The sequence below is a fragment of the Lysinibacillus sp. UBA5994 genome (genome assembly GCF_002429725.1).
GTDB classification, from domain to species: Bacteria; Bacillota; Bacilli; order Bacillales_A; family Planococcaceae; genus Lysinibacillus; species Lysinibacillus capsici.
Window position 1 is genome coordinate 31,413 of sequence record NZ_DJAU01000042.1, and the last position, 21,134, is coordinate 52,546.

Below are 21,134 nucleotides of genomic sequence, written 5' to 3' on the forward strand. Positions count from 1 at the left end.
TCCCGTGAAGGCAATACAACAAAGGCACAAAATCGATTCCATCATTAAAAGACGACCTTCCTTGTTAGAAAGTCGTCTTTTTCATGTGAATATGATGCATTTGCGGTTGCTTTTGGTTTCCAATTTTTAGTTGAATCAGAATCATCACAAGGACGATGATGATCATGCCAATAATAGCAGTTGTAAAATTGCCTGTGAAATCTCGAACAAGACCGACAAAGAAGGGGCCCAATGCAGCAAATACAAAGCCAACTGATTGTGTCATAGCAGCTAAGAAGCTAGCCTCGTGAATATCTTTGGCCTCATCAATTGGTAATGTTAGCCCTAATGAGAAAAGACCACCTGCACCAAGGCCAATCAGAATACTGCTCAGCCAAGGATTATAAGAAAACAGTAGCATCAATAATCCAATTAATTCTAATGATGAACTACCTACTAGCCATACGGCTCGATGCTGAAAACGGTTATTTAATATAGGCACTAAAAATGTAGCTGGCATTTGGGCAATTGTTAATAGTGTCAGCATCATTCCAGCGTCGTGTTTGCTATAGCCTAAATTTTCTGCGATGGGAGGTAACCAAGCCATGATGGTATAAAACATGAAGGCCATTAAACCAAAAAAGCCTGTTAAAAGCCAAGCCTTTTGATTCATTAACATTTGCTTCACACTGTTGCTCTTACTAGGTGAATTTGTGACTGATGCAGTAACTGCTTTTTGTTCAATTGGCTTCCACCAAAAGAATAAAGCGATTAAAGCAAGAATAGCCCAGGAGGCAGAAGAAGCTTGCCATGAATGAAAAAAATTGCTTAGTGGAATAGAAAGCCCAGAGCCAAGTGCAGCTCCTACTACAAGTGCTAGCGAGTAAATCCCCACTACACGGGAAGGGTTCGCAAATTTCTCCTTAATATAGCCCGATAACAGTGGTCCTACGATGGCAATGCCAATGCCTGATAACAAAGCTGTTACTAGCATGACCCAGGCAGTATTAGCAAAATATCTGGTAGCTGTTGCTAGTCCAATAAGAATAAGAGCGTAAGCGATAGTTCGCTCGATGCTCCAACGATTAGCTAGTTTGATTGCGAAAGGTGCAAATAAGCCCATACATAGCACAGCTAAAGAAGTTAGCAAACTAGCAGTAGCTGCGCTCATATGTAAAGTCTGGCGAATAGTTCCTAACAAGGGGGACACCGAAGTAATGACAGGCCGTAAATTAAAAGAAGCTAAAATAATGGCAATAATTGGTGCGATTTTGTGTTTTATATTCATTGTCTTTCCTCTCCGTCCTATCAAATAAATAGTAAGCCTAAATTGAAGTCTATCTGAATTAGAATGATTGAACAATACTATTATTACTATTACAATGATAGTTAGAAACTATGATAGGGCGTGGTCTATGTGGAAATACGGCATCTGCATTATTTTATGGCAGTCTATGAGGAGCTACATTTTACAAAAGCTGCTGAGAAACTTGGCATCTCTCAGCCAACGTTAAGCCAGCAAATACGTGTGCTGGAGGATGAGCTAGGAATGCCATTGTTCGATCGTATTGGCAAAAAAATTGTTGTGACTGAGGCAGGCTCTCTTTTGTTTAGCTATACAACAGAGGTATTTAATACATTACAAAATGTCAAAGATTCGATTAAAGATTTACAGGGGCTACAAGGGGGACAAATAAGTATTGGCATCATGCCATCTGATCTTGATTATCGGATTACACAGCTTGTTATTGATTTCCACCAAAAATTTCCAAAGGTAAAATTAAAGATACTTGCTTCCATCGATATTATGCGGCAGGTTCTCGAAAATGAAGTGGATATCGGTATTGGGACGAATGTAGAATCAGATGATCGATTGGTCATTATTCCTTTATGTAGAGAGGAATATGTACTGACCGTTTCAAAGGAGCATCCATTGGCACAGCAAACAGTGATCCCAATTGCTGAATTAGAAGGACTTCCTATGGTGATGTATCCAGAAGGTTTTCTTGGTAGAGAGATAGTAGAAGAGGCTGTAAAAAAGCATGGTTTTCACATTCATTCTATTCTTGAAACAAGCTCTGTCACGTCCATTATGAATCTCGTTCGAGCCAATATTGGTGTAACGGTGCAACCCTATCCTTTGCTCCAACAAATGAATGATCCTAGTTTGTGTAGTATACGAATTTCAAATGGTGCTCCAAGCCGAAGCCTATCCATTATTTTCCGCGTAGATCGCTATGTTAGTCAGGCAACTACTGCTATGATTGAGCAAATTAAACATTACTTTAAAAGCAAATAGGGTTAACAAAAAGGAAGATATAAAAATATGTTCCTTTTTTTGGAGAGTTCACATATACTATTTATAAACCGACAGTCAGTCTAATTTGTAGGGCAAGTCCTAGAAGCTTGTGCCTACAATTTTTTAACATATCAAATGACCGACTGTCGGTCTAAAAATAATAAGGGGTGTTTTTTATATGGAAATGCTAGTCAAAGAAAAAGGCTTTTCGAAAGATTTTATCATTATGGTAGCTGGGCAGATTATTTCTATTTTAGGCTCTGCGCTTTTAAGATTTGCTCTTTCACTTTTTGTTTTAGATATAACAGGACGGGCAGATCTTTTTGCTGTGCTTTTCGCTATTTCAAGCCTTCCTGTTTTACTTACACCATTTGGTGGCGCTATAGCAGATCGTTTTAATCGGCGAAATTTAATGGTCCTATTTGATTTTATCAGTAGTGGCATTGTATTGATTTTTTTTATTGTATTACTAACAGACAATCATTCTGTGCTATGGATTGGGTTGGTTATGGTGCTTCTTTCATTCATTAGTGCCATGTACACGCCAGCTGTAATGGCTAGTATTCCGCTATTAGTTAGCGAACAAAAGCTTGAGCAGGCTAATGGGATCGTCAATGGGGTCCAGGCATTAGCAGGAGTGACAGCACCTGTGCTAGGGGGGATAGTATATGGAATGCTTGGCCTCAAACTTCTCGTCATAGTTAGTGGTTTATTATTTTTCTTTACGGCTATTGTAGAAATGTTTATGACAATCCCATTTGTGAAACGTAGCTATGATGGTCATTTAATGCCGACCTTAATCAAAGACATGAAAGAAGGTTTTACTTATGTGGTGAAGCAAACTTTTATTTTAAAATGTACGCTACTTGCTGCTTTATTGAATTTACTATTGACCCCACTTTTTATCGTTGGTGTGCCTATTATTCTTCGTGTCACGATGAAAAGTAGTGATACATTGTATGGAATAGGAATGGGGATTATTGATTTTGCGACGATTTTAGGCGCGTTAACGATGGGGTACTTTGCAAAAAAGCTGCGTATTCACACCCTCTATATTTGGGTATTGATGTCAGCCTTTTTGGTAATTCCCATGGCTATGTCTGTGCTCCCTCGCGCCCTTCAAATTGGCTATTATCCATCGTATAGCTTATTTATTGGTTGTGCTCTTATCATTGCGATGATGATGACGATTATCTCCATTTACGTAATGACCCTTGTCCAAAAAGAAACACCAAATGAACAATTAGGGAAAGTCATGGCAATTATGATGGCAGTATCACAGTGTATGGCACCACTTGGGCAGATGGGGTATGGGTTGCTATTTGAGTTCTTTCAAGCCAACATCTATATACCAGTCTTTATAATCTCTGTGTGTGTATTATTATTAGCTTTCGTAACGAAAAGAATATGGCGATTGGAGGTCAAATAAATTGCTAGAACAAAGAAAACCACCTTTTCATTGGTAGTTTTCTTTGTAAAGCGATACTTAGCTAAAATCTTCGGGTTCTTTGACGAGGCCTATGCCTGCTCGTAGGAGTATTGGAAGGAAGGGTTGGAAACAGTAGCGTTGGCATATGTTGTGTATTATCTCCTATATGAATAGTAATGGATTCTTCTTCTTGAGGTGAGACTACCTTTTCTTCCTCAAGTTCTGAGTGTTCTACCTCATTTAATAGTGGAGCTGAAGATTCACTATGATGGGTAGTACTTGTAGGATTTGTAGGATTTGTGGGAGCTGTTGATTCTTGATGTGTTACAGGATGTTCTACTGCTGCATGAGGCTGCTGAACAGCATGGACGTCTTTCATAACGAGAATGGGTCGCATCATATCATGATCCTCATGCTCAAGGAAATGACAATGCCACATATAATTCCCGACATGATCTTTCCAATGCATAATAATTTTTGTCACCTTTCCAGCGTCAGCCTTCACCGTGTCCTTCCAACCTCGCTCATAGTCTCTTGGTTCTTCAGGCGGCCCTGTAAATTGTACGATGCCTTCATTTTGATAGATTTCTAAATCAAACGGCCTTCGTTCCAGAATTTTAAATTGAATGAGGTGCAGGTGAATAGGATGGATAAAGGGTGTAGCATTAATAAAGTTCCAGATTTCCACACTATCTAAAGAAGGTTTTTCCGTTGCTGGATCATGGTACATTCGATCATTTAACAGCAACATAGGTCGACCAAACTCATCGGTAGTCGCCGTCAATGGTAGTTGTCTTTCAATATGTGCATGGTGTGGATGTAGATCCATAGAAACGGCAAGTCTTTCTGGAATCTCACTTGTATCTTCACATTTCAAAGGTAAAGTTACTCGAAACTGCATAATCACGTTTGTGTGTTCATCACTGAAATCGGTATCAGTATTAAGTAAGGTAATCTCCTGTCCAGCACAGCTTGAAAAATCGATAATGACATCCGTGCGTTCAGCTGGCAGCAACTCGACAGATTGGATAAGTTGTGGTGCTGATAAGAAACCGCCATCTGTACCAATTTGAAACATTGGTTGATCATTGGAAAGACTGATGACATAGCCTCGTCGATTAGAGCCATTTAGTAAACGAAATCTATATTTACGTGGCTCAACATCTAAAAAAGGCCATAGTTTTCCGTTAACCACTATCGTATTGCCAACAAAGCCTGGTGTGATAGAGGGATGAACAGGCACGGGAAAGGGTGGTTCGTCAGGATAAAACAATGAGCCATCCTCATTAAACGTTTTATCTTGAATTAAAATCGGATATTCATAGTCTCCACATGGTAAATTAGAGCGTTCCTCAAGGGCATCCCTCAGTAAATAAAAGCCTGCTAATCCTGCATATACATTTAAACGTGTTAAAGCCATGGCATGGTCATGATACCACATGGTAGTGCCAGGTTGATGATTCGTATATTCATGTATTTCCTTATTAAACTTTGGACCAGTATGCCGATAGTCTCTTGTGTACCATGCTTCAGGATGGCCATCACTCTGCCAATCCACATTGGCACCATGTAAGTGAGTAACTGTTCTTACTTCTTGTGAATCGTTTGCAGCATGAAGCGTAAAATCTACTGGTAAAAAGTGCTGTAAGGGCAGCTGGTTTTTGTATTTCACATAGATAGTTTTATCTTTAGAAGCTTCTATGGTTGGCCCTGGGTAAAGCCCATTGTAGCCCCAAATTAATGAGTTTGGAAAATGCTTATGAAAACGATGCTGGCCCTCCATCATGACCAATTCGTAATAATCATTCTTCTGTTGCCCTCTGCTGTATTTTGGTTTAGCAATCATTGGTTTTGGAAGTTCATCTACAAATTTTGGAATCGTTGCTGGATCAGAAGGGTTAATTTGCATACTCACAACATCACGTCCCTTTTCGATACTAAAAAAGCTAATTAACTCATCATATGGGTAAAAACAACAGGTAACGAGGACAAAAATGGAGAAAAATGTGTAAAGACATAAAAAAATTACCTACATATTATGATGGGATAAGATGATTCACTTTCAAGCAAACAGATGTAAGATTTTAAAACAATCATCACAAAAGATTTTTGCGTTGTAGGTAATAGTTGGTATCATACGAAAAAGGCGGACTAAGTGAATACATATGTCTTATAATTGAGAAAGCACAAAGTAAACTGGATGATATGGGGTATGGAGAAGTGGTGAGACGGTGGAATTAACATTAGAAGAATTAAATAAAACGATAATGGAGATGCGCACAAAGGGGTATTTAACGAAAGCACTAAAGCTTGCTGATCAAGGTCTTTTAGTCGCATTAGAGAGCAATAACTATCCATATGTCATGGATTTGTACTATCAAAAAATATTAGTTCATCATTCTTTAGGTGACACATTAAGCATGGTTAATCTTATTCATGATTATGAGGCCATTTGTCAAAATTATGGTACGACAAAAGATTTAATGCATTATCATTTAGTAATGTCATTAATCTATGATTTAGTTGGCATCCGTGAAAAAACGGTGGAGATGACGAAAAAATCTATCGCCTATGCACAGGAGCTTCAAGATCCTGTCATGCTTGTTCGCTGTCATAATAATCTGTGCTATTTAGAGGTAGAGAAGGGCTGTACAAAGGAAGCACTTCAAGCAGGGCTATTAGCTAGAGAATATAATAAATCTCTTGCTAGAACAATGCCTGATCTAGCAAAATTACATGATATTCGTATTAATAATAATTTAGCAGATGTGTATATTTTAGAAGGGGATTTTAAAAAGGGGAAGGCATTGCTGGACAGTACGTTATCCTCTACTATTATTCATCATCATAAACGAGAAAAAGTAGCGGCATTGTTTGGCTACGGTTTTTTATTTGAAAAACAGCAAAAGCTTGAAGAAGCTGTATTTTATTATAAACAAGCCATAGATCTTGCCCGATCTTATGGAGATAAGCCAATTACAAAAAAAGTGATGCGCTTACTGTTAAATGTATTGTATCAATTGGATTGGCGAGATGAAATTTTTGATGTACAGCGTGAATATATTGATCTCTCGGAAAAAATGAGTGTTGCAAATTTATTACAACAAGTAATGAACTTAGAATTTAAGCGTCAAAAGGAAAAGCTTGAGAAAAAAGCACATTATGATCCATTAACAGGCGTTTTAAATCGACATTTTTTAGACTATGAGCTACAGGAATGGCTCAATGCAGCCGAAATAACGCAATCCTATGTATGTATTACGGTTTTGGATGTCGATTATTTTAAACTATTTAACGACACGCATGGTCATTTATTTGGAGATATGATTTTACAGCTTTTAGCTAACAGCTTGAAGGATTTTTTACAGGATGAAGATGTGGAAATTATTCGTTATGGCGGAGATGAATTCATCCTTTGTTTTAGGCATTCTCAGAAGGACTATATCAAAACATTGGTCCATAACACACATGCCTATTTGCTCTCACTAAAGCTCGAACAGGAACAGCAAAGTTATCCCTTAAGGGTCAGTATGGGTGCTTGCGTGAATAATCAGAAAAACTATCAATACAAGGAGCTATTTGAGCAAGCAGATAGCGGTTTATACCAAGCAAAGGCGAATGGCCGTGCTAGCTGTGTGCTATACGAATTATCATAATGACAGGTTCCTATTTACATAGTTAAATAGGAATTTTTCTTGTGATAGGACCATGTTTTTTATGCCCAAAACGAGGCTTCTATGAGGTGAAATGAAATTTACTGTAGTCATTGTTTGAAAACGTTGTTCTAGCAACGTACAATATATGAAATTAAGAAACACGACAGCACAAAATTGTTGTATAATGTTGTGGTATGAGGAAAGAAAGCAGGTTGACAAAATGGAAAGCAAAATGAATGGTTACACAGTTATAGACACACACATGCATCAGCTATGTGTTATGCCAAAACAGCTCGATGTGAAACATAAGGTGAATAGATGAAAAACTGGTTAATTTTCATTTCTGTCTTTATTGTTTCGTTGTCACTTGTCATTAGTATTTTAGTACTCTGGAAAGCCNNAGACGAATACGGTGATAAAAAAGCTGTCTTTGTTCCGACGAATCTAGACGAGGATTCCATTCAGGAAGTGATATTAGAAGATGGTATTACGGAAAAGCAAGCATTATCGGTTTTTAAAAATGAAGGAAATGTACAAAAAGTCCTCCACATGAAATTAGGCTATGAGGAGCCTGGCGCAGTTTGGGAAATTACATATCTGAACGACCACGACCAGCTCAACTATGTCTATATTCTGTTTAAGGATGGCGACTGGTGGAAGCGCATTACGAATTTATAAGAGGAGTAGATCCCGAATGAAAAATTTATTAGCAACACGTGTAAAAACTTTAACACCATCTTCAACATTAGCGATTACTGCAAAAGCAAAAGCATTGAAAGAGCAAGGTATTGATGTGATTGGTCTTGGAGCTGGTGAACCAGACTTTAATACACCTCAAAATATTTTAAATGCTGCCATTGATTCAATGGAGAAAGGGTATACAAAATATACACCTGCTGGCGGACTTCCAGTTCTGAAAAAAGCCATTATTGATAAGCTTCAACGCGACAATAACCTTACCTATCAGCCAAATGAAATCATTGTTGGTGTAGGGGCAAAGCATATTTTATACACGCTATTCCAAGTGATTTTAAATGAAGGCGACGAGGTTATTATTCCAATCCCTTATTGGGTGTCTTATCCAGAACAAGTGAAATTAGCTGGCGGCGTACCAGTTTATGTTGAAGGTACACGTGAACAAAGCTATAAAATTACAGCGGATCAACTGAGAGCAGCTGTGACAGACAAGACAAAAGCAGTGATTATTAATTCTCCTAGTAACCCATCAGGCATGATTTATTCTCGTGAAGAGCTTGCAGAACTTGCTGCTGTTGCAGAAGAAAAAGATATTTTAATCGTGTCAGATGAAATTTATGAGAAGCTTGTATACAATGGTATTGAGCATTTTTCAATTGCACAACTTTCTGATGCAGTGAAAGCACGTACAATCGTTGTTAATGGTGTGGCAAAATCTCACTCTATGACAGGCTGGCGTATTGGATATGCTGCAGGTGACACAGACATTATTAAAGCAATGACTGACCTTGCATCACACTCAACATCTAATGCGACAACAACAGCACAATATGCAACTGTGGAGGCGTATAATGGCTCTCAGGATGCGGTAGAGGAAATGCGTCAGGCATTTGAATCTCGTCTTGAAAAAATTTACCCACAGTTAAGTGCTATTCCTGGCTTCCATGTATTAAAGCCACAGGGTGCATTCTACCTATTACCAGACGTAGCAGAAGCTATGGCTCACACTGGCTATGATTCAGTAGATGCATTTGCTGCGGATATTTTAACAGAAGCAAACGTAGCAGTGATTCCAGGCTCTGGCTTCGGTACACCAACTACTATGCGATTATCTTATGCTACATCTTTAGACTTATTAGAAGAGGCAGTCCGTCGTATTGATACATTCGTAAAATCAAAATGGCAAGACTAATCCTTCTAGTCAACTTTGGAGGATTTCTATGAAAAAAATTATGATTAAAGATATGCCACAGCATATCGGTGAAACAGTCAAAATTGGCGCTTGGTTAGCCAATAAACGTTCAAGTGGAAAAATCGCGTTCCTACAGCTACGTGATGGCTCTGGCTTTGTACAGGGCGTTGTAGTGAAAGAAGAAGTAGGCGAAGAAATTTTTGCTACGGCAAAAGGGATGACGCAAGAAACTTCTATGTATGTGATTGGTGAGGTGAAAGCTGACGAACGTTCAAGCTTTGGCTGTGAGCTTGCTATAACTGGTATCGAGGTACTACATGCAGCAACAGATTTCCCAATCACACCAAAAGAACATGGTCCAGAATTTTTAATGGATAACCGTCATTTATGGCTGCGCTCTCGTAAACAACATGCCATTATGAAAATTCGTAATGAAATTATTCGCGCTACATACGAATTTTTCAATAACAACGGTTTTACAAAAATGGACCCACCAATTTTAACAGGTTCTGCGCCTGAAGGTACTTCAGAGCTGTTCCATACAAAATATTTTGATGAAGATGCTTATCTATCTCAATCTGGTCAGCTTTACATGGAAGCTGCTGCGATGGCTTTAGGAAAAGTCTTCTCATTCGGTCCAACTTTCCGTGCTGAAAAATCTAAGACTCGTCGTCATTTAATCGAGTTTTGGATGATTGAGCCTGAAATGGCATTCGTAGAATTTGAAGAAAATTTAGAAGTACAAGAGCAATATGTAGCGCACATCGTACAATCTGTACTTGCAAACTGCAAATTAGATCTAGAGCGACTTGGCCGTGATACATCAACACTTGAAAACATTAAAGCGCCATTCCCTCGAATTTCTTATGATGATGCGATTAAGCTTTTACACGAACAAGGCTTCGACGATATTGAGTGGGGCGATGATTTTGGTGCGCCTCATGAAACAGCGATTGCGAATTCATTTGACAAACCAGTATTTATTACTTGTTACCCAGTAGGCATTAAACCGTTCTATATGCAACCACACCCAGATCGCGATGATGTTGTATTATGTGCTGATTTAATTGCACCAGAGGGTTACGGAGAAATTATTGGTGGTTCAGAGCGAATCCATGACTACGATTTATTAAAATCACGTCTGGAAGAGCATAACCTATCATTAGATGCCTATGCTTGGTATTTAGAGCTTCGCAAACATGGCTCTGTCCCACATTCAGGTTTTGGTCTAGGGTTAGAGCGAACTGTAGCATGGATTTCAGGCACAGAGCATATCCGTGAAACAATTCCATTCCCACGTTTACTAAACCGCTTATATCCATAAGCTAATCAATTTAAAAGTCGCGTAGTGAAATATCTACGCGGCTTTTCTACTTACTTAAAGAAGGAGTCTGGAGAATAATGAACGTAAATAATCATCGACTCCGTACATGGACTGAGCAGAGAATGATTCCCATTCCACAGCTTTTTTTTCAGTTTTATAAGGAGTTAAACATGGAGGATGAAGAGGCACTGATTGTCATGCACTTATTGGCCTTTCATATGGAGGAGAATGACTTCCCAACACCTAATGATCTAAAAAATCGTCTCACAATGTCTGATAATGACATCACATCCCGTTTACAGCGATTAATGCAGAAGGGTTTTCTTGAAATTACACGAGATGTCGACGCGGGTGGTAAGCTATATGAAAAGTATTCCGTATACCCGCTATGGGAGCGCATTTTACAGATGATTGATATGAAAGAGCAGCAACAAACGGCAGTGACACTTCAGCAAGAAGAAGGGGAGATATTCCGTCTTTTTGAAGAGGAAATGGGGCGTCTTTTATCTCCTTTAGAACTTGAAAAAATTGGATGCTGGCTTGATGAGGACAAGCATAGTCCCGCACTCATCAAAGAGGCGCTAAAGGAGGCTGTCTTTGCTGGGAAATTGAGTATTCGCTATATTGATCGCATTTTATTAGAATGGAAAAAGAAAAATATTACGACACCACAAGCAGCACAAAAGCAAAGTGAACAGTTCCGTGAGAAACAGACATTTAACAGAGCACCAGCTCGAACAGTTCAACAAGAAACGCAATCAACGGGTAGAGTTCCTTTTTATAATTGGTTGGAAGAAAGAGAATAGGGGGCATCCAGTTTGTTAACGAAAAAACAGTGGGAGCATTGTCTAGAAGAAATGGATCGAATGTTTCCCGACGCACATTGTGAGCTCGTCCATGACAATGCTTTTGAGCTAACGATTGCCACATTATTATCTGCACAATGTACAGATGTACTAGTCAATAAAGTAACGAAAACCTTATTTCAAAAATATAAAACACCAGAAGATTATTTAGCTGTTTCCATAGAGGAATTGCAACAGGATATTCGCTCTATTGGCCTTTATCGCAATAAGGCGAAGAACATTCAGGCTCTATGTCAACGTTTACTAGATGAGTACGGTGGCGAAATCCCTGCAACACGTGAAGCATTGGTGACATTACCAGGCGTAGGACGAAAAACGGCCAATGTTGTGCTTTCAGTAGCCTTCGATATTCCAGCACTTGCAGTGGATACCCATGTGGAGCGAGTATCCAAACGCCTAGGGCTCTGTCGATGGAAAGATTCGGTGCTTGAAGTGGAAGAAACGATTATGAAGAAAACGCCAATGGACAAATGGTCAAAAACGCATCACCAATTAATTTTCTTTGGACGTTATCATTGTAAGGCACAAAATCCTGGATGTGGTACTTGCCCTTTACTCGACGATTGTCGTGAAGGGCAAAAGCGTTTAAAGAAAGGCATGGTGAAGGAAGCATGAATAGTGAAGCCATTGCAAAAGAAAAAGTAGATGCATGGTTTGCCCAATGGACTTCACTACAAGCCGCTATCCATACAGCACATGATGCAAGAAATGGACTGGCAAAAGGGCTAATGGAAGATGCCATCGAGCTATTTGAACAACTTGTGCAAGCTGCAGGCGATGAAGTGCTACCGATTAATGGGGTTGAGCGATTAGCCTTTATTAAAGCTAAGCCAGGTCAATATGCATGCTATCGTCAACTAGATGAGCTATTTAAAGAAACGAAAAAGCGCACAGCACGACTGCGGATTCAAGCTAGTAAAAGTTAGAGTGGATGAATAGAGTATAAAAAGTGGATAGGACATGTAAAGTGAAGGATAGACCGCGAAAAGTGGCGGATAGACCTTGTAGAGTGAAGGATAGACCGTCAAAACTGACGGATAGCCTCCTCAGAGCCCTTCATCAATAAAAAAACCGAGAAGCAGTGAATGAACTGCTTCTCGGTTTTTTTCTTTATTCTGAGCTTTGGTCTTCTTCATTTGGGTTGGTAGGCTCGGTAGGAGGTGTTGGCTGCTGATTTCCATCATTATTGCCATTGTTTCCACCATTGCCGTTATTTCCATGCCCATTACCATTTCCATGCCCGTTATTACCATTATTATTGTTGTTATTACCGTTGTTGCCATTACCATTATTGTTATTACCTTGATCATTATCCTCTTGACCAGGATCAATCGGTAAATCAATATCTGGTTCATCTGGATCTTCCGTTTCCAAATCTTCCTCAGGGGTAGTTGTGATCTGGAAGGTAGTTGTCCCAGGCTCACTGCGTGTGCCATCTACAATGGCTACGACAGAGATTGTATAGTTACCATCTTCAAGTGTGTTAGCAACAGTTAGGCCTTTCGTGTCTGCTGTGCCAAGGACAACCGTTTCTCCACCTTCACGTGTGGCAGAAACTTCAAATGAAGTTGGTAATGGTTCATCGGTTTCTGGATTTAGGATGGCATCATGTTCCCAAGAAATATTGATCGACTGTGCTCCTAAATCTAAGTTTGCTGAAACATTATAAGGTGTAGATAGCTCTGGCGCCTCATAGACCTCAGAAACCTCTGTTGGTTCAGTCCCGCGAACGAATAACTCTGTTTGACGTAGTTCGCTAGGTGTATAGTCACTTGCCAATCTTAAAGGTTTAGAGCCTACTTCCACCGTTGCTTCTACAACAGTACTTGGCTTTTTGAAGCTAGCTGTCTCAACATTCGCTGAAATTTCTTGCATAATCGTCTTAAATAAGTTTTGTGGTAATCGACGTTCTTCCCACGTTGTAATTGGATCAAAGTGTTTTTCATAGCCACTCCATATAGCGATGGAATAGTTAGTTGTGTAACCAGCAAACCATGAATCTGGCACACTTGTATTCGGTAAATTATATTTGTTAAAGTCTTCTGCTGAATAGTTAGTTGTACCTGTTTTACCTGCGATATCCAAGCCAGGCACATTGGCTGCAGTTCCTGAGGCATCAGGCTTATTGCCGACTACATCACGTAGCATGTCTGTTACCATGTAAGCCGTATAATCATTCATAGCCACTTTAGACTCAGGTGTATAGTTTTTAGACGTTTTACCATCTCGATAGACAATTTTTGTAATCGAATGTGGATCTGTATAGACCCCGTTATTACCGAAAGCAGCATAGGAAGCTGCCATTTGAATAGGAGAGATAGTAATAGCACCACCGCCAATTGCATCGGACTCATAGAGGTTTTCTGTTTCAATTCCTAAACGTCCAACAAATTCCTTGGCTTTTTCTGTGCCAACCTCCTGTAATGCTTTGACAGCTGGAACGTTCCGTGAAGCATATAATGCTTTACGTGCAGTCATGGCACCCATATATCTGCCATCCCAGTTTGTGATTGTTTGCTTTGTACCTGTATAGTTCATTGGTTCGTCGACAAGTGTTTGACCTGTAGACCATTTTAAATATTCAATTGCTGGCCCATAGTCGACTAACGGTTTCATTGTGGAACCTGGTTGATTATTTGTTAAGTCCTCGGCATAATTCCAGCCACGTTCTGCACCATATTTACGACCGCCACCAACGGCTTGAATGGCACCTGTTTTTGTATCAACGACCGCCACACCTGACTGAATATCTTCAGTTGGGAAATTACTATCATCATTCATCACATTTTCTACAACTTGTTGAGCATTTGGATCAAGCGTCGTATAGACTTTGATTCCTTCTGCCATTGCCGAACCGTCACCATTATTTTCTAATTCATTAATAACAATATCCAGGAAGGCATCATATTTGGAACCTGCAAATGATTGGCGTGTTGCATCATCCGCTAAACCTGATTGAACTTCTGCTTTTTTGGCTTCTTCCATTTCGGCTTTAGAAATTTTTCCGTGTTGATACATTAATCCTAAAACGGTATTACGTCGTTTTTTTGCAAGCTCAGGGTTTTTTAATGGATTATACGCATTTGGTCGTTGCACTAGCCCTGCTAATAGTGCTTCTTCATCTAAAGTTAAATCTTTTAATTCTTTACCATAGAAGTATTGTGAGGCTGTGCCGAAGCCATAGATACGACCTGACATAAGCATTTTGTTGAAGTACATTTCAAAAATTTCTTCTTTCGTATACTTACGCTCTAATTGGAAGGCAAGCCATGCTTCCTGTGCTTTACGCTTTAATTTCTTCTCGTTTTGTAAAAATGAGTTTTTGACTACTTGCTGTGTTAAAGTTGATGCACCTTGCGCACCAAAGCCATCACGGAAGTTTGCAAGGATTGCACCGCCTAGACGATAAAAATCCATACCATGATGCTCAAAAAAGCGTACATCTTCTGTAGCCAGAATAGCATTGATCATATCTTCAGGTATATCTTCATATTTTATATATTTACGGTTTTCAGCACCGATTGTTGCAAATAATTCACCGTTTTTATCGTAGAACTCTGAAGAAACAGGATCTTTCAATAATTCTTCATCGAGCTCAGGAGCCGTGCTTGCATAGAAGGCAAATAATGCACCTCCTCCAATTAAGCCTGCTACACCGATGGCTAAGACAGTTAAGAAAATGCGTTTAAACCATGTCTTAGCGGATGAGGCTGGTTTCGTTTTTTTCTTTTTATTTTTTTCAGCGAGAGCCTTTTGATGCTCTCCACGTGTTCGACGACGTTCAGTCATTCTTATTTCTCCTCACTTTCAGACCCGTAGCATTTTGCATCAATCAATTGTTGGATGATAGGTAAATAATCGATACGCGGATAATAGCTCGTGGGAATTTCATATGCCTCTTCTTCGATGATCGAAAAGGGTATCGATTTACGATTGCCATTTTCCATTGCTTGCCAGGCCTTTTGTAAAACTTTGTATGGCACAATAAAATATCGCTCAAAAGCAGAAAAACGAACGATAATAAAAGCCACACCATTTTGTTCCGTCACTTGCTGCATATGTGTCATTTGATGCTCATGAATATTTTTTAAGGGGAAACTTGTTTTGGAAGCCGTTTCCTTTGCATCAAAATCTATATAATGCCCATTCCAAACACCATTGTAGTCGGTTGTAGAGGGTGTTCGAAAATAAGCTTCACGAATGACAGCAGCACTTCGTGAAGGGTACTCTACTTTGACGATTTGCACAGGAACAGGTTTCTTATGAATGATAGCAAGTCGCCTTTTTATATAATAGTCGTTTGCTTCATTAATTTCATCTTCTAGCGTCTTCCCGCGATTACTAAAAGATAAATCTTTGCTTTTGCTCTTTTTTTCTGTTTTCTGTACAGAAGCATTTGGGGTATACAATTTCCCGTTTGGATAACGAATTGTCATTAAACTCACCCTTTACCTTACTGCTTTTCTATCCACTAGTTTACCATGTTTTAATAGTTGTTCTCTACCTCCATCATTCATGAAATTGTTACTAGAATAGTAGAAAACAAATGGTACGTATGAATAATTTGCGTCGAAAAATCGCCAGCTTTATTATTACTAGAATCGTCAAAATAACTGATAAATTTAAATAGGTCATTGGGATGAAAATATACTCACACAGCAACCTTTCATTCATGACGATTTTTTTGGTCAGAGGTTCACTATTAAAATTTTATCGAAAATCTTCTTCTTTCAGCTAACTTACGCTTATTTTGTCACGCCTGAAGGTAATTCTATACATACGAGGAATACTAAAGTAAAGCAAAGGAGGCGTTATTTTGAACAAGTTAGAACAATTAGTTGCGCAGTTAGATCTGGTCAATCAATTACTTTTCACGAGAGTGTCATTGGAAAACAATGCTCATAGTTTGCATTTTTTTATGCAACTTAAAGCGGTTAGCCAGAAAGTAAGCTTAGCAGAAAAGAACTGGCAAGTAAAGAATGCTTGTTCGCCTATTAGTAGTGAAAAATCATAGACTTTGGTACACTTATCTTATAAGCAATTGAACTAACGCAATAGCATGAAGATTGATACATTATTTTCCATAAAGGTGTGGTAAATAGGTGTCATAAACAGTGATATTTCCATAGCTGACGAGCTGAACAAAACATACTCAGCATGTATATGCCGTCACTACGAAATATATTTGCTATGTATAATTGTTGAGAGATGAGGTGCAAAATTGTTAGTTATCCAGCAAACATCCAAATTAATAGATGAATGTGATCAGTGCGTTTCACGTTTTTGGCAAATGCGTGAGGAAGATCGAACACCTGATTTTTTTCAAGAGGTAAAGCCACATGCAGATGAAATTCATCAACTTTTAAAGGTATGGCAGCAAGAAGCCAATAAATGGATTCAAAAAAATCGACCAAAATATATGCATACGCAACAAATTGCTTCAGTCGTTGAATCGATGGAGCAATTTGTTGTGCAATCTTTTTATAAAGAAACAAGTAAAAAACGTTTTTTAGATGCCATACATTCTACTTCCTATACTTTGAAAACATTTGAACGATTAGTTAAGGAGGGAGAAAAGGATGCTATCGAAGAAACGAACGATTAGTGAGCTTTTACATGAGTGGAGATATGATGAAGAACTTAAAGAGCGTATCCTGCATTGGCAAACATTAGAGGGGCGTCCAGCTAACTATGCACCATTTCCTAGGAATTTACATCCTTCTTTAGTGAAAGCCTTACAGACAAGAGGGATTGAGCAGCTTTATACACATCAGCGAGAGGCATTTGATTTGGCACAGAGTGGTACATCTTTTACAGCGGTTACGCCAACTGCTTCAGGTAAATCCTATTGCTATCATCTGCCAGTGCTACAAAAAATAATGGAGGATAAAAATGCACGTGCCATTTATTTATTTCCAACAAAGGCACTGGCACAGGACCAGAAAAATGATTTGAATGAGCTCATTGAGCAAAGCGGTGAGGAGATTTTAAGCTATACCTATGATGGAGATACGGCTCCAGGCATTCGCCAAAAGGTTCGTAAGGCAGGGCATATCGTGATGACGAATCCTGATATGCTTCATTCGGGGATTTTGCCACATCATACAAAATGGGTTTCACTTTTTGAGAATCTACAATATATTGTGATTGATGAATTGCATACATACAAAGGTGTGTTTGGTTCCCATGTGGCGCATGTTATTCGGAGATTAAAAAGAATTTGTGAATTTTATGGGAGTAAACCAGTGTTTATTTGTACATCGGCTACCATAAAAAATCCTAAAGAGCTTGCTGAGCTACTAACGAATGAATCACACATGCTCATTGCTGATTCGGGTGCTCCAGTTGGTAAGAAAACCTTTCTTTTTTACAATCCGCCGATTATTCATAAAACATTTGGCGTGCGTAGAAGTGCTGTATTAGAGGTAAGTGATTTAGCTAAGAGGTTGTACACGGCTGGCATTCAATCCATTATTTTTGCCAAAAGTAGGGTACGAGTAGAAATGATTGTAACCTATTTAAAGGAACTTACACGTAATAAGCTGCTCGATGAATCTGTACGTGGCTATCGAGGTGGGTATCTGCCATCTGAACGACGTGTCATCGAAAAAGGCTTACGTGATGGGACAATCCAAACAGTTGTTAGCACCAATGCATTAGAATTAGGTGTCGATATCGGTCAATTACAAGCATGTATTATGACAGGTTACCCAGGAAATATTGCGAGTGCTTGGCAGCAAGCAGGACGTGCAGGGAGACGTCAGGATGAGGCATTGATTATTTATGTTGCGCAATCTTCCGCATTGGACCAGTATGTAGTCAATCATCCACTATTTTTACTAGGCAGTACACCAGAGGAAGCACGTATTTATCCAGAAAATATGCTGATTTTAATGGATCATTTGAAATGTGCTGCCTTCGAGCTACCTTTTTCAACAGGCGATACGTATGGAGAATATGACATACAAGAATTGCTGGAGTATTTAGCAGAAGAAGGGGTAGTTTTTAAGACGAGTGATAAATGGCATTGGATGAGTGATCGTTTCCCGGCGCATGATATTAGCTTACGTTCAGCGTCACAAGAAAATGTAGTCATTATTGATCTTACCATTCCTGCACAGACAAAGGTTATTGGTGAAATGGATCGTCATAGTGCCATGACACTCTTGCATGAAGAAGCCATTTACTTGCACCAAGGCATTCAGTTCCAAGTAGAGAAGCTTGACTGGGAAGAAAAGAAAGCCTACGTACGTGAAGTAGATGTTGATTACTATACAGATGCCAATCTAGCAGTTGAAATGAAAGTTTTAGAGGAAGATCGTAACCGTTCATATGCAGGTGGTACAATCTGCTTTGGCGATGTTGGCTTAGTTGCACAAGCAACGATTTTCAAGAAAATACGCTTCGGCACACATGACAATATTGGCTCAGGACCTATACATTTACCACCAGATGAAATGCATACAAGTGCTTCGTGGCTATCGTTTACAGCACCAGATAAATGGACAGAGGAAGAGCTAACAGATGCTATGACTGGGGTAGCCTACGCGATGAATGCCTTCATTCCTTTGTTTATTCAATGTGATAGTAGCGATGTAGCCGTTGTACCACAGGTGAAGGCCACACATAATGAGCGGCCAACGTTTTTTGTCTATGATAAGTATCCTGGTGGCATCGGCTTAAGTGAAAAGGTATATGAACTATGGGAAGAGCTAATCATGAAAACATATGAACATGTTACAAATTGTGCATGTGAATCGGGCTGTCCTTCCTGTATTGGGGCACAAGAATCATTGCTTCAATCAAAAGGAAAGGTAGCTAAATTACTGCAACAATTAATGGCATAGTAAACAGAGGGTGAGGAACGCCAATATGTTCTTTCACCCTCTTGTTTGTATTCATGGTAAATCGATTTTCATCGAAGAATATTTTGAATGAGGTTAACAATCATGTTACTCTTGCAAGAGAGATGTCTTATACAATAAGCAGAAAATGAGTGAAATTCATGTCTTACGAAAATAAAATATTACAAATGAAAAAAATGCTGGGAAAAAAACCGATGTCCGCCAAAAAAGTTGAAGAACCAGCGTTCCAAAAGCCTGCTAGGCCAAGCTATACAGAGCAATGGAAACAGGCGGGACTAACCGTTGTTGAAAATGATTTCGGCATCGTATTTAAGCGTCAAGTAAGCTATCCGTTTAGCTATCAGCATGGACATTATCAACTGCAATCATTCTTTGAAGCCCTGAAAAAATGGCAAGATGCTGAGTTTGATCATCCTTATGCGCTAGATATGGAAGAGTCCGTCTTATTTTTTGACACGGAAACAACAGGTTTAAAGGGTGTTGGGACCCATATTTTTTTGCTTGGATTTTTAGAGGTAGCTGAAGAATCCTTTATCCTCACACAATATATTATGGCAGATCCTGCACATGAAGCAGCCTTCTTATTTGAATCCAAGCTTTGGCAAAAGTCAGCTACTGTGATTACCTATAATGGGAAAAGCTTTGATTGGCCACAGCTTGAAACACGATGGACATTGCATCAAAAAACCTTACCAAAATTACGCTCTCAGCGACAGATCGATTTGTTGCATAGTTCGAAGCGTTTATGGAAAAATGATATGGAGCGCTTAAAATTAAAATCTGTCGAGGAAGAAAAGCTTGGTTTTTCGCGTAAAGGGGATATTCCAGGCCATCTCGCACCTATTATTTATTTGGATGCAGTAAAAAGTGGCATTCCAGATGCTCTTATAAAGGTTTTGCATCATAATGAGTGGGATTTACTATCACTTATCACACTGTATAGTCATTCTACGTATTTATTGTTCGAGCAGGACCATGAAGAATCAGCAAAAACTTTCACCAACATTGGGAAATGGTATGGTGATTTAAGAGAAAGTACACAAAGTGTGAGGATTTTAGAAAAGGTGACATCAAAATTTGATGCGCTAGAAGCGGGCCATGCTCAATATTATTTAGCTTTACAGCACAAGAAGAATAAACGCTATAGTGAAGCTATTGACTCATTCGTGGCCTCCCTTCATTTTGTTGAAGCAAGAACAAAGTTACATGCCCTTGAGCAGCTAGCCATACTTTATGAGCACCAAATGAAGGATTATGAGCTGGCCCTTTATTATACGCAAGAAGGCATACGTCTCATTCGAAATAATGGGCAATGGAGAGCAGAACAAAAACAAAAATGGGAAATTTCTTGGGAAAAGAGACTACACAGATTAGGAAATAAGAAATAAATTCGTGGGTAAGCGCGTGAAACGACAAGTTTAGCCTTACAATTAGTATTTTCAGACGATATAATGTGATGAAGTATGCTATAATGTATTCGTGTATGTAGTGTGAGGAAGGGCGATGTGAATGGACATTAAATTAACGTCAAAAATGATCCTTGAAAAGGAATTTAAAAAGAACTTTAAAGGCTACAATGTAGAAGAAGTAGATTCTTTTCTTGATGAAATTATTCAAGACTATGAAACGTTTGAAAAAGTGGTGGCCCAACTACGTGAAGAAAATAGACAGTTAAAAGAAGAAATTGAAAGCACACCTAAGAGACAACCGGTTGCTTCAGCGGCAGCTGGTACAACGAATTTTGATATTTTAAAACGTCTTTCTAATTTAGAAAAACATGTATTTGGTAGCAAGCTGTACGAATAAATTTAGTCAATTATATTGTATT

Annotated in this window: 18 protein-coding genes; 14 read left to right on the forward strand and 4 right to left on the reverse strand. The window is 39.0% G+C overall.

Annotated elements, in window-relative coordinates:
* Positions 1 to 64: 64 nt before the first annotated feature.
* Positions 65 to 1,267, reverse strand: coding sequence for a CynX/NimT family MFS transporter (locus B3D98_RS14085; RefSeq protein ID WP_288583713.1), 1,203 nt, complete (start codon positions 1,265 to 1,267; stop codon positions 65 to 67).
* Positions 1,268 to 1,396: 129 nt separating this feature from the next.
* On the opposite strand from B3D98_RS14085, the gene B3D98_RS14090 reads away from it, so the two are divergent.
* Together B3D98_RS14090 and B3D98_RS14095 are read left to right on the forward strand one after the other, a co-directional pair.
* Positions 1,397 to 2,278: a LysR family transcriptional regulator gene (locus tag B3D98_RS14090; protein WP_048389964.1), complete on the forward strand. Its 882-nt coding sequence runs from the start codon at positions 1,397 to 1,399 to the stop codon at positions 2,276 to 2,278.
* 178 nt (positions 2,279 to 2,456) lie between these two features.
* Positions 2,457 to 3,707 (forward strand): MFS transporter, encoded by a 1,251-nt coding sequence (locus B3D98_RS14095; protein ID WP_288583716.1) that lies wholly within the window; start codon positions 2,457 to 2,459, stop codon positions 3,705 to 3,707.
* Positions 3,708 to 3,768: 61 nt separating this feature from the next.
* Here B3D98_RS14095 and B3D98_RS14100 read toward each other — a convergent pair whose 3' ends face one another.
* Positions 3,769 to 5,616 carry a multicopper oxidase family protein gene (locus B3D98_RS14100; protein ID WP_288583731.1) on the reverse strand — a complete coding sequence of 616 codons (1,848 nt, stop codon included), beginning with the start codon at positions 5,614 to 5,616 and terminating at the stop codon, positions 3,769 to 3,771.
* A gap of 322 nt (positions 5,617 to 5,938) precedes the next feature.
* On the opposite strand from B3D98_RS14100, the gene B3D98_RS14105 reads away from it, so the two are divergent.
* The 7 genes from B3D98_RS14105 to B3D98_RS14135 all read left to right on the forward strand — a co-directional run bounded on the left by B3D98_RS14105 (position 5,939) and on the right by B3D98_RS14135 (position 12,367).
* On the forward strand, positions 5,939 to 7,363 hold the full coding sequence (locus B3D98_RS14105; RefSeq protein ID WP_288583718.1) for a tetratricopeptide repeat-containing diguanylate cyclase: 1,425 nt from the start codon (positions 5,939 to 5,941) through the stop codon (positions 7,361 to 7,363).
* A 318-nt stretch (positions 7,364 to 7,681) separates the two neighbouring features.
* Complete coding sequence (locus B3D98_RS14110; RefSeq protein WP_288583719.1) at positions 7,682 to 8,041, forward strand: hypothetical protein; 360 nt, start codon at positions 7,682 to 7,684, stop codon at positions 8,039 to 8,041.
* A 16-nt stretch (positions 8,042 to 8,057) separates the two neighbouring features.
* The gene (locus tag B3D98_RS14115; protein WP_048389971.1) at positions 8,058 to 9,251 is read left to right on the forward strand and encodes a pyridoxal phosphate-dependent aminotransferase; all 1,194 of its coding nucleotides are present in this window, start codon (positions 8,058 to 8,060) and stop codon (positions 9,249 to 9,251) included.
* A 28-nt stretch (positions 9,252 to 9,279) separates the two neighbouring features.
* Positions 9,280 to 10,575: an asparagine--tRNA ligase gene (gene asnS / locus B3D98_RS14120; protein WP_004232833.1), complete on the forward strand. Its 1,296-nt coding sequence runs from the start codon at positions 9,280 to 9,282 to the stop codon at positions 10,573 to 10,575.
* 77 nt (positions 10,576 to 10,652) lie between these two features.
* Complete coding sequence (locus B3D98_RS14125) at positions 10,653 to 11,381, forward strand: DnaD domain-containing protein (protein ID WP_016994290.1); 729 nt, start codon at positions 10,653 to 10,655, stop codon at positions 11,379 to 11,381.
* Positions 11,382 to 11,393: 12 nt separating this feature from the next.
* Positions 11,394 to 12,056 (forward strand): endonuclease III, encoded by a 663-nt coding sequence (gene nth / locus B3D98_RS14130; protein WP_048389975.1) that lies wholly within the window; start codon positions 11,394 to 11,396, stop codon positions 12,054 to 12,056.
* Complete coding sequence (locus B3D98_RS14135; RefSeq protein WP_066037666.1) at positions 12,053 to 12,367, forward strand: YpoC family protein; 315 nt, start codon at positions 12,053 to 12,055, stop codon at positions 12,365 to 12,367. The genes nth and B3D98_RS14135 overlap by 4 nt, the downstream gene beginning before the upstream one ends.
* A gap of 184 nt (positions 12,368 to 12,551) precedes the next feature.
* Here B3D98_RS14135 and B3D98_RS14140 read toward each other — a convergent pair whose 3' ends face one another.
* Positions 12,552 to 15,230 carry a penicillin-binding protein 1A gene (locus B3D98_RS14140; protein WP_288583722.1) on the reverse strand — a complete coding sequence of 893 codons (2,679 nt, stop codon included), beginning with the start codon at positions 15,228 to 15,230 and terminating at the stop codon, positions 12,552 to 12,554.
* 2 nt (positions 15,231 to 15,232) lie between these two features.
* On the reverse strand, positions 15,233 to 15,877 hold the full coding sequence (gene recU / locus B3D98_RS14145) for a Holliday junction resolvase RecU (protein ID WP_048389981.1): 645 nt from the start codon (positions 15,875 to 15,877) through the stop codon (positions 15,233 to 15,235).
* A 380-nt stretch (positions 15,878 to 16,257) separates the two neighbouring features.
* Between recU and B3D98_RS14150 the strand changes: the two genes are divergently transcribed.
* The 5 genes from B3D98_RS14150 to gpsB all read left to right on the forward strand — a co-directional run bounded on the left by B3D98_RS14150 (position 16,258) and on the right by gpsB (position 21,112).
* Positions 16,258 to 16,455 (forward strand): hypothetical protein, encoded by a 198-nt coding sequence (locus tag B3D98_RS14150; RefSeq protein WP_004225568.1) that lies wholly within the window; start codon positions 16,258 to 16,260, stop codon positions 16,453 to 16,455.
* Positions 16,456 to 16,662: 207 nt separating this feature from the next.
* Complete coding sequence (locus B3D98_RS14155; protein ID WP_288583726.1) at positions 16,663 to 17,046, forward strand: YppE family protein; 384 nt, start codon at positions 16,663 to 16,665, stop codon at positions 17,044 to 17,046.
* Positions 17,021 to 19,288: a DEAD/DEAH box helicase gene (locus B3D98_RS14160; RefSeq protein WP_257961385.1), complete on the forward strand. Its 2,268-nt coding sequence runs from the start codon at positions 17,021 to 17,023 to the stop codon at positions 19,286 to 19,288. The genes B3D98_RS14155 and B3D98_RS14160 overlap by 26 nt, the downstream gene beginning before the upstream one ends.
* Positions 19,289 to 19,446: 158 nt before the next feature.
* The gene (locus B3D98_RS14165; RefSeq protein WP_048389987.1) at positions 19,447 to 20,694 is read left to right on the forward strand and encodes a ribonuclease H-like domain-containing protein; all 1,248 of its coding nucleotides are present in this window, start codon (positions 19,447 to 19,449) and stop codon (positions 20,692 to 20,694) included.
* A 121-nt stretch (positions 20,695 to 20,815) separates the two neighbouring features.
* Entirely contained in the window at positions 20,816 to 21,112 is a 297-nt protein-coding gene (gene gpsB, locus B3D98_RS14170; protein WP_004269307.1) for a cell division regulator GpsB, read from the forward strand.
* Positions 21,113 to 21,134: the final 22 nt, after the last annotated feature.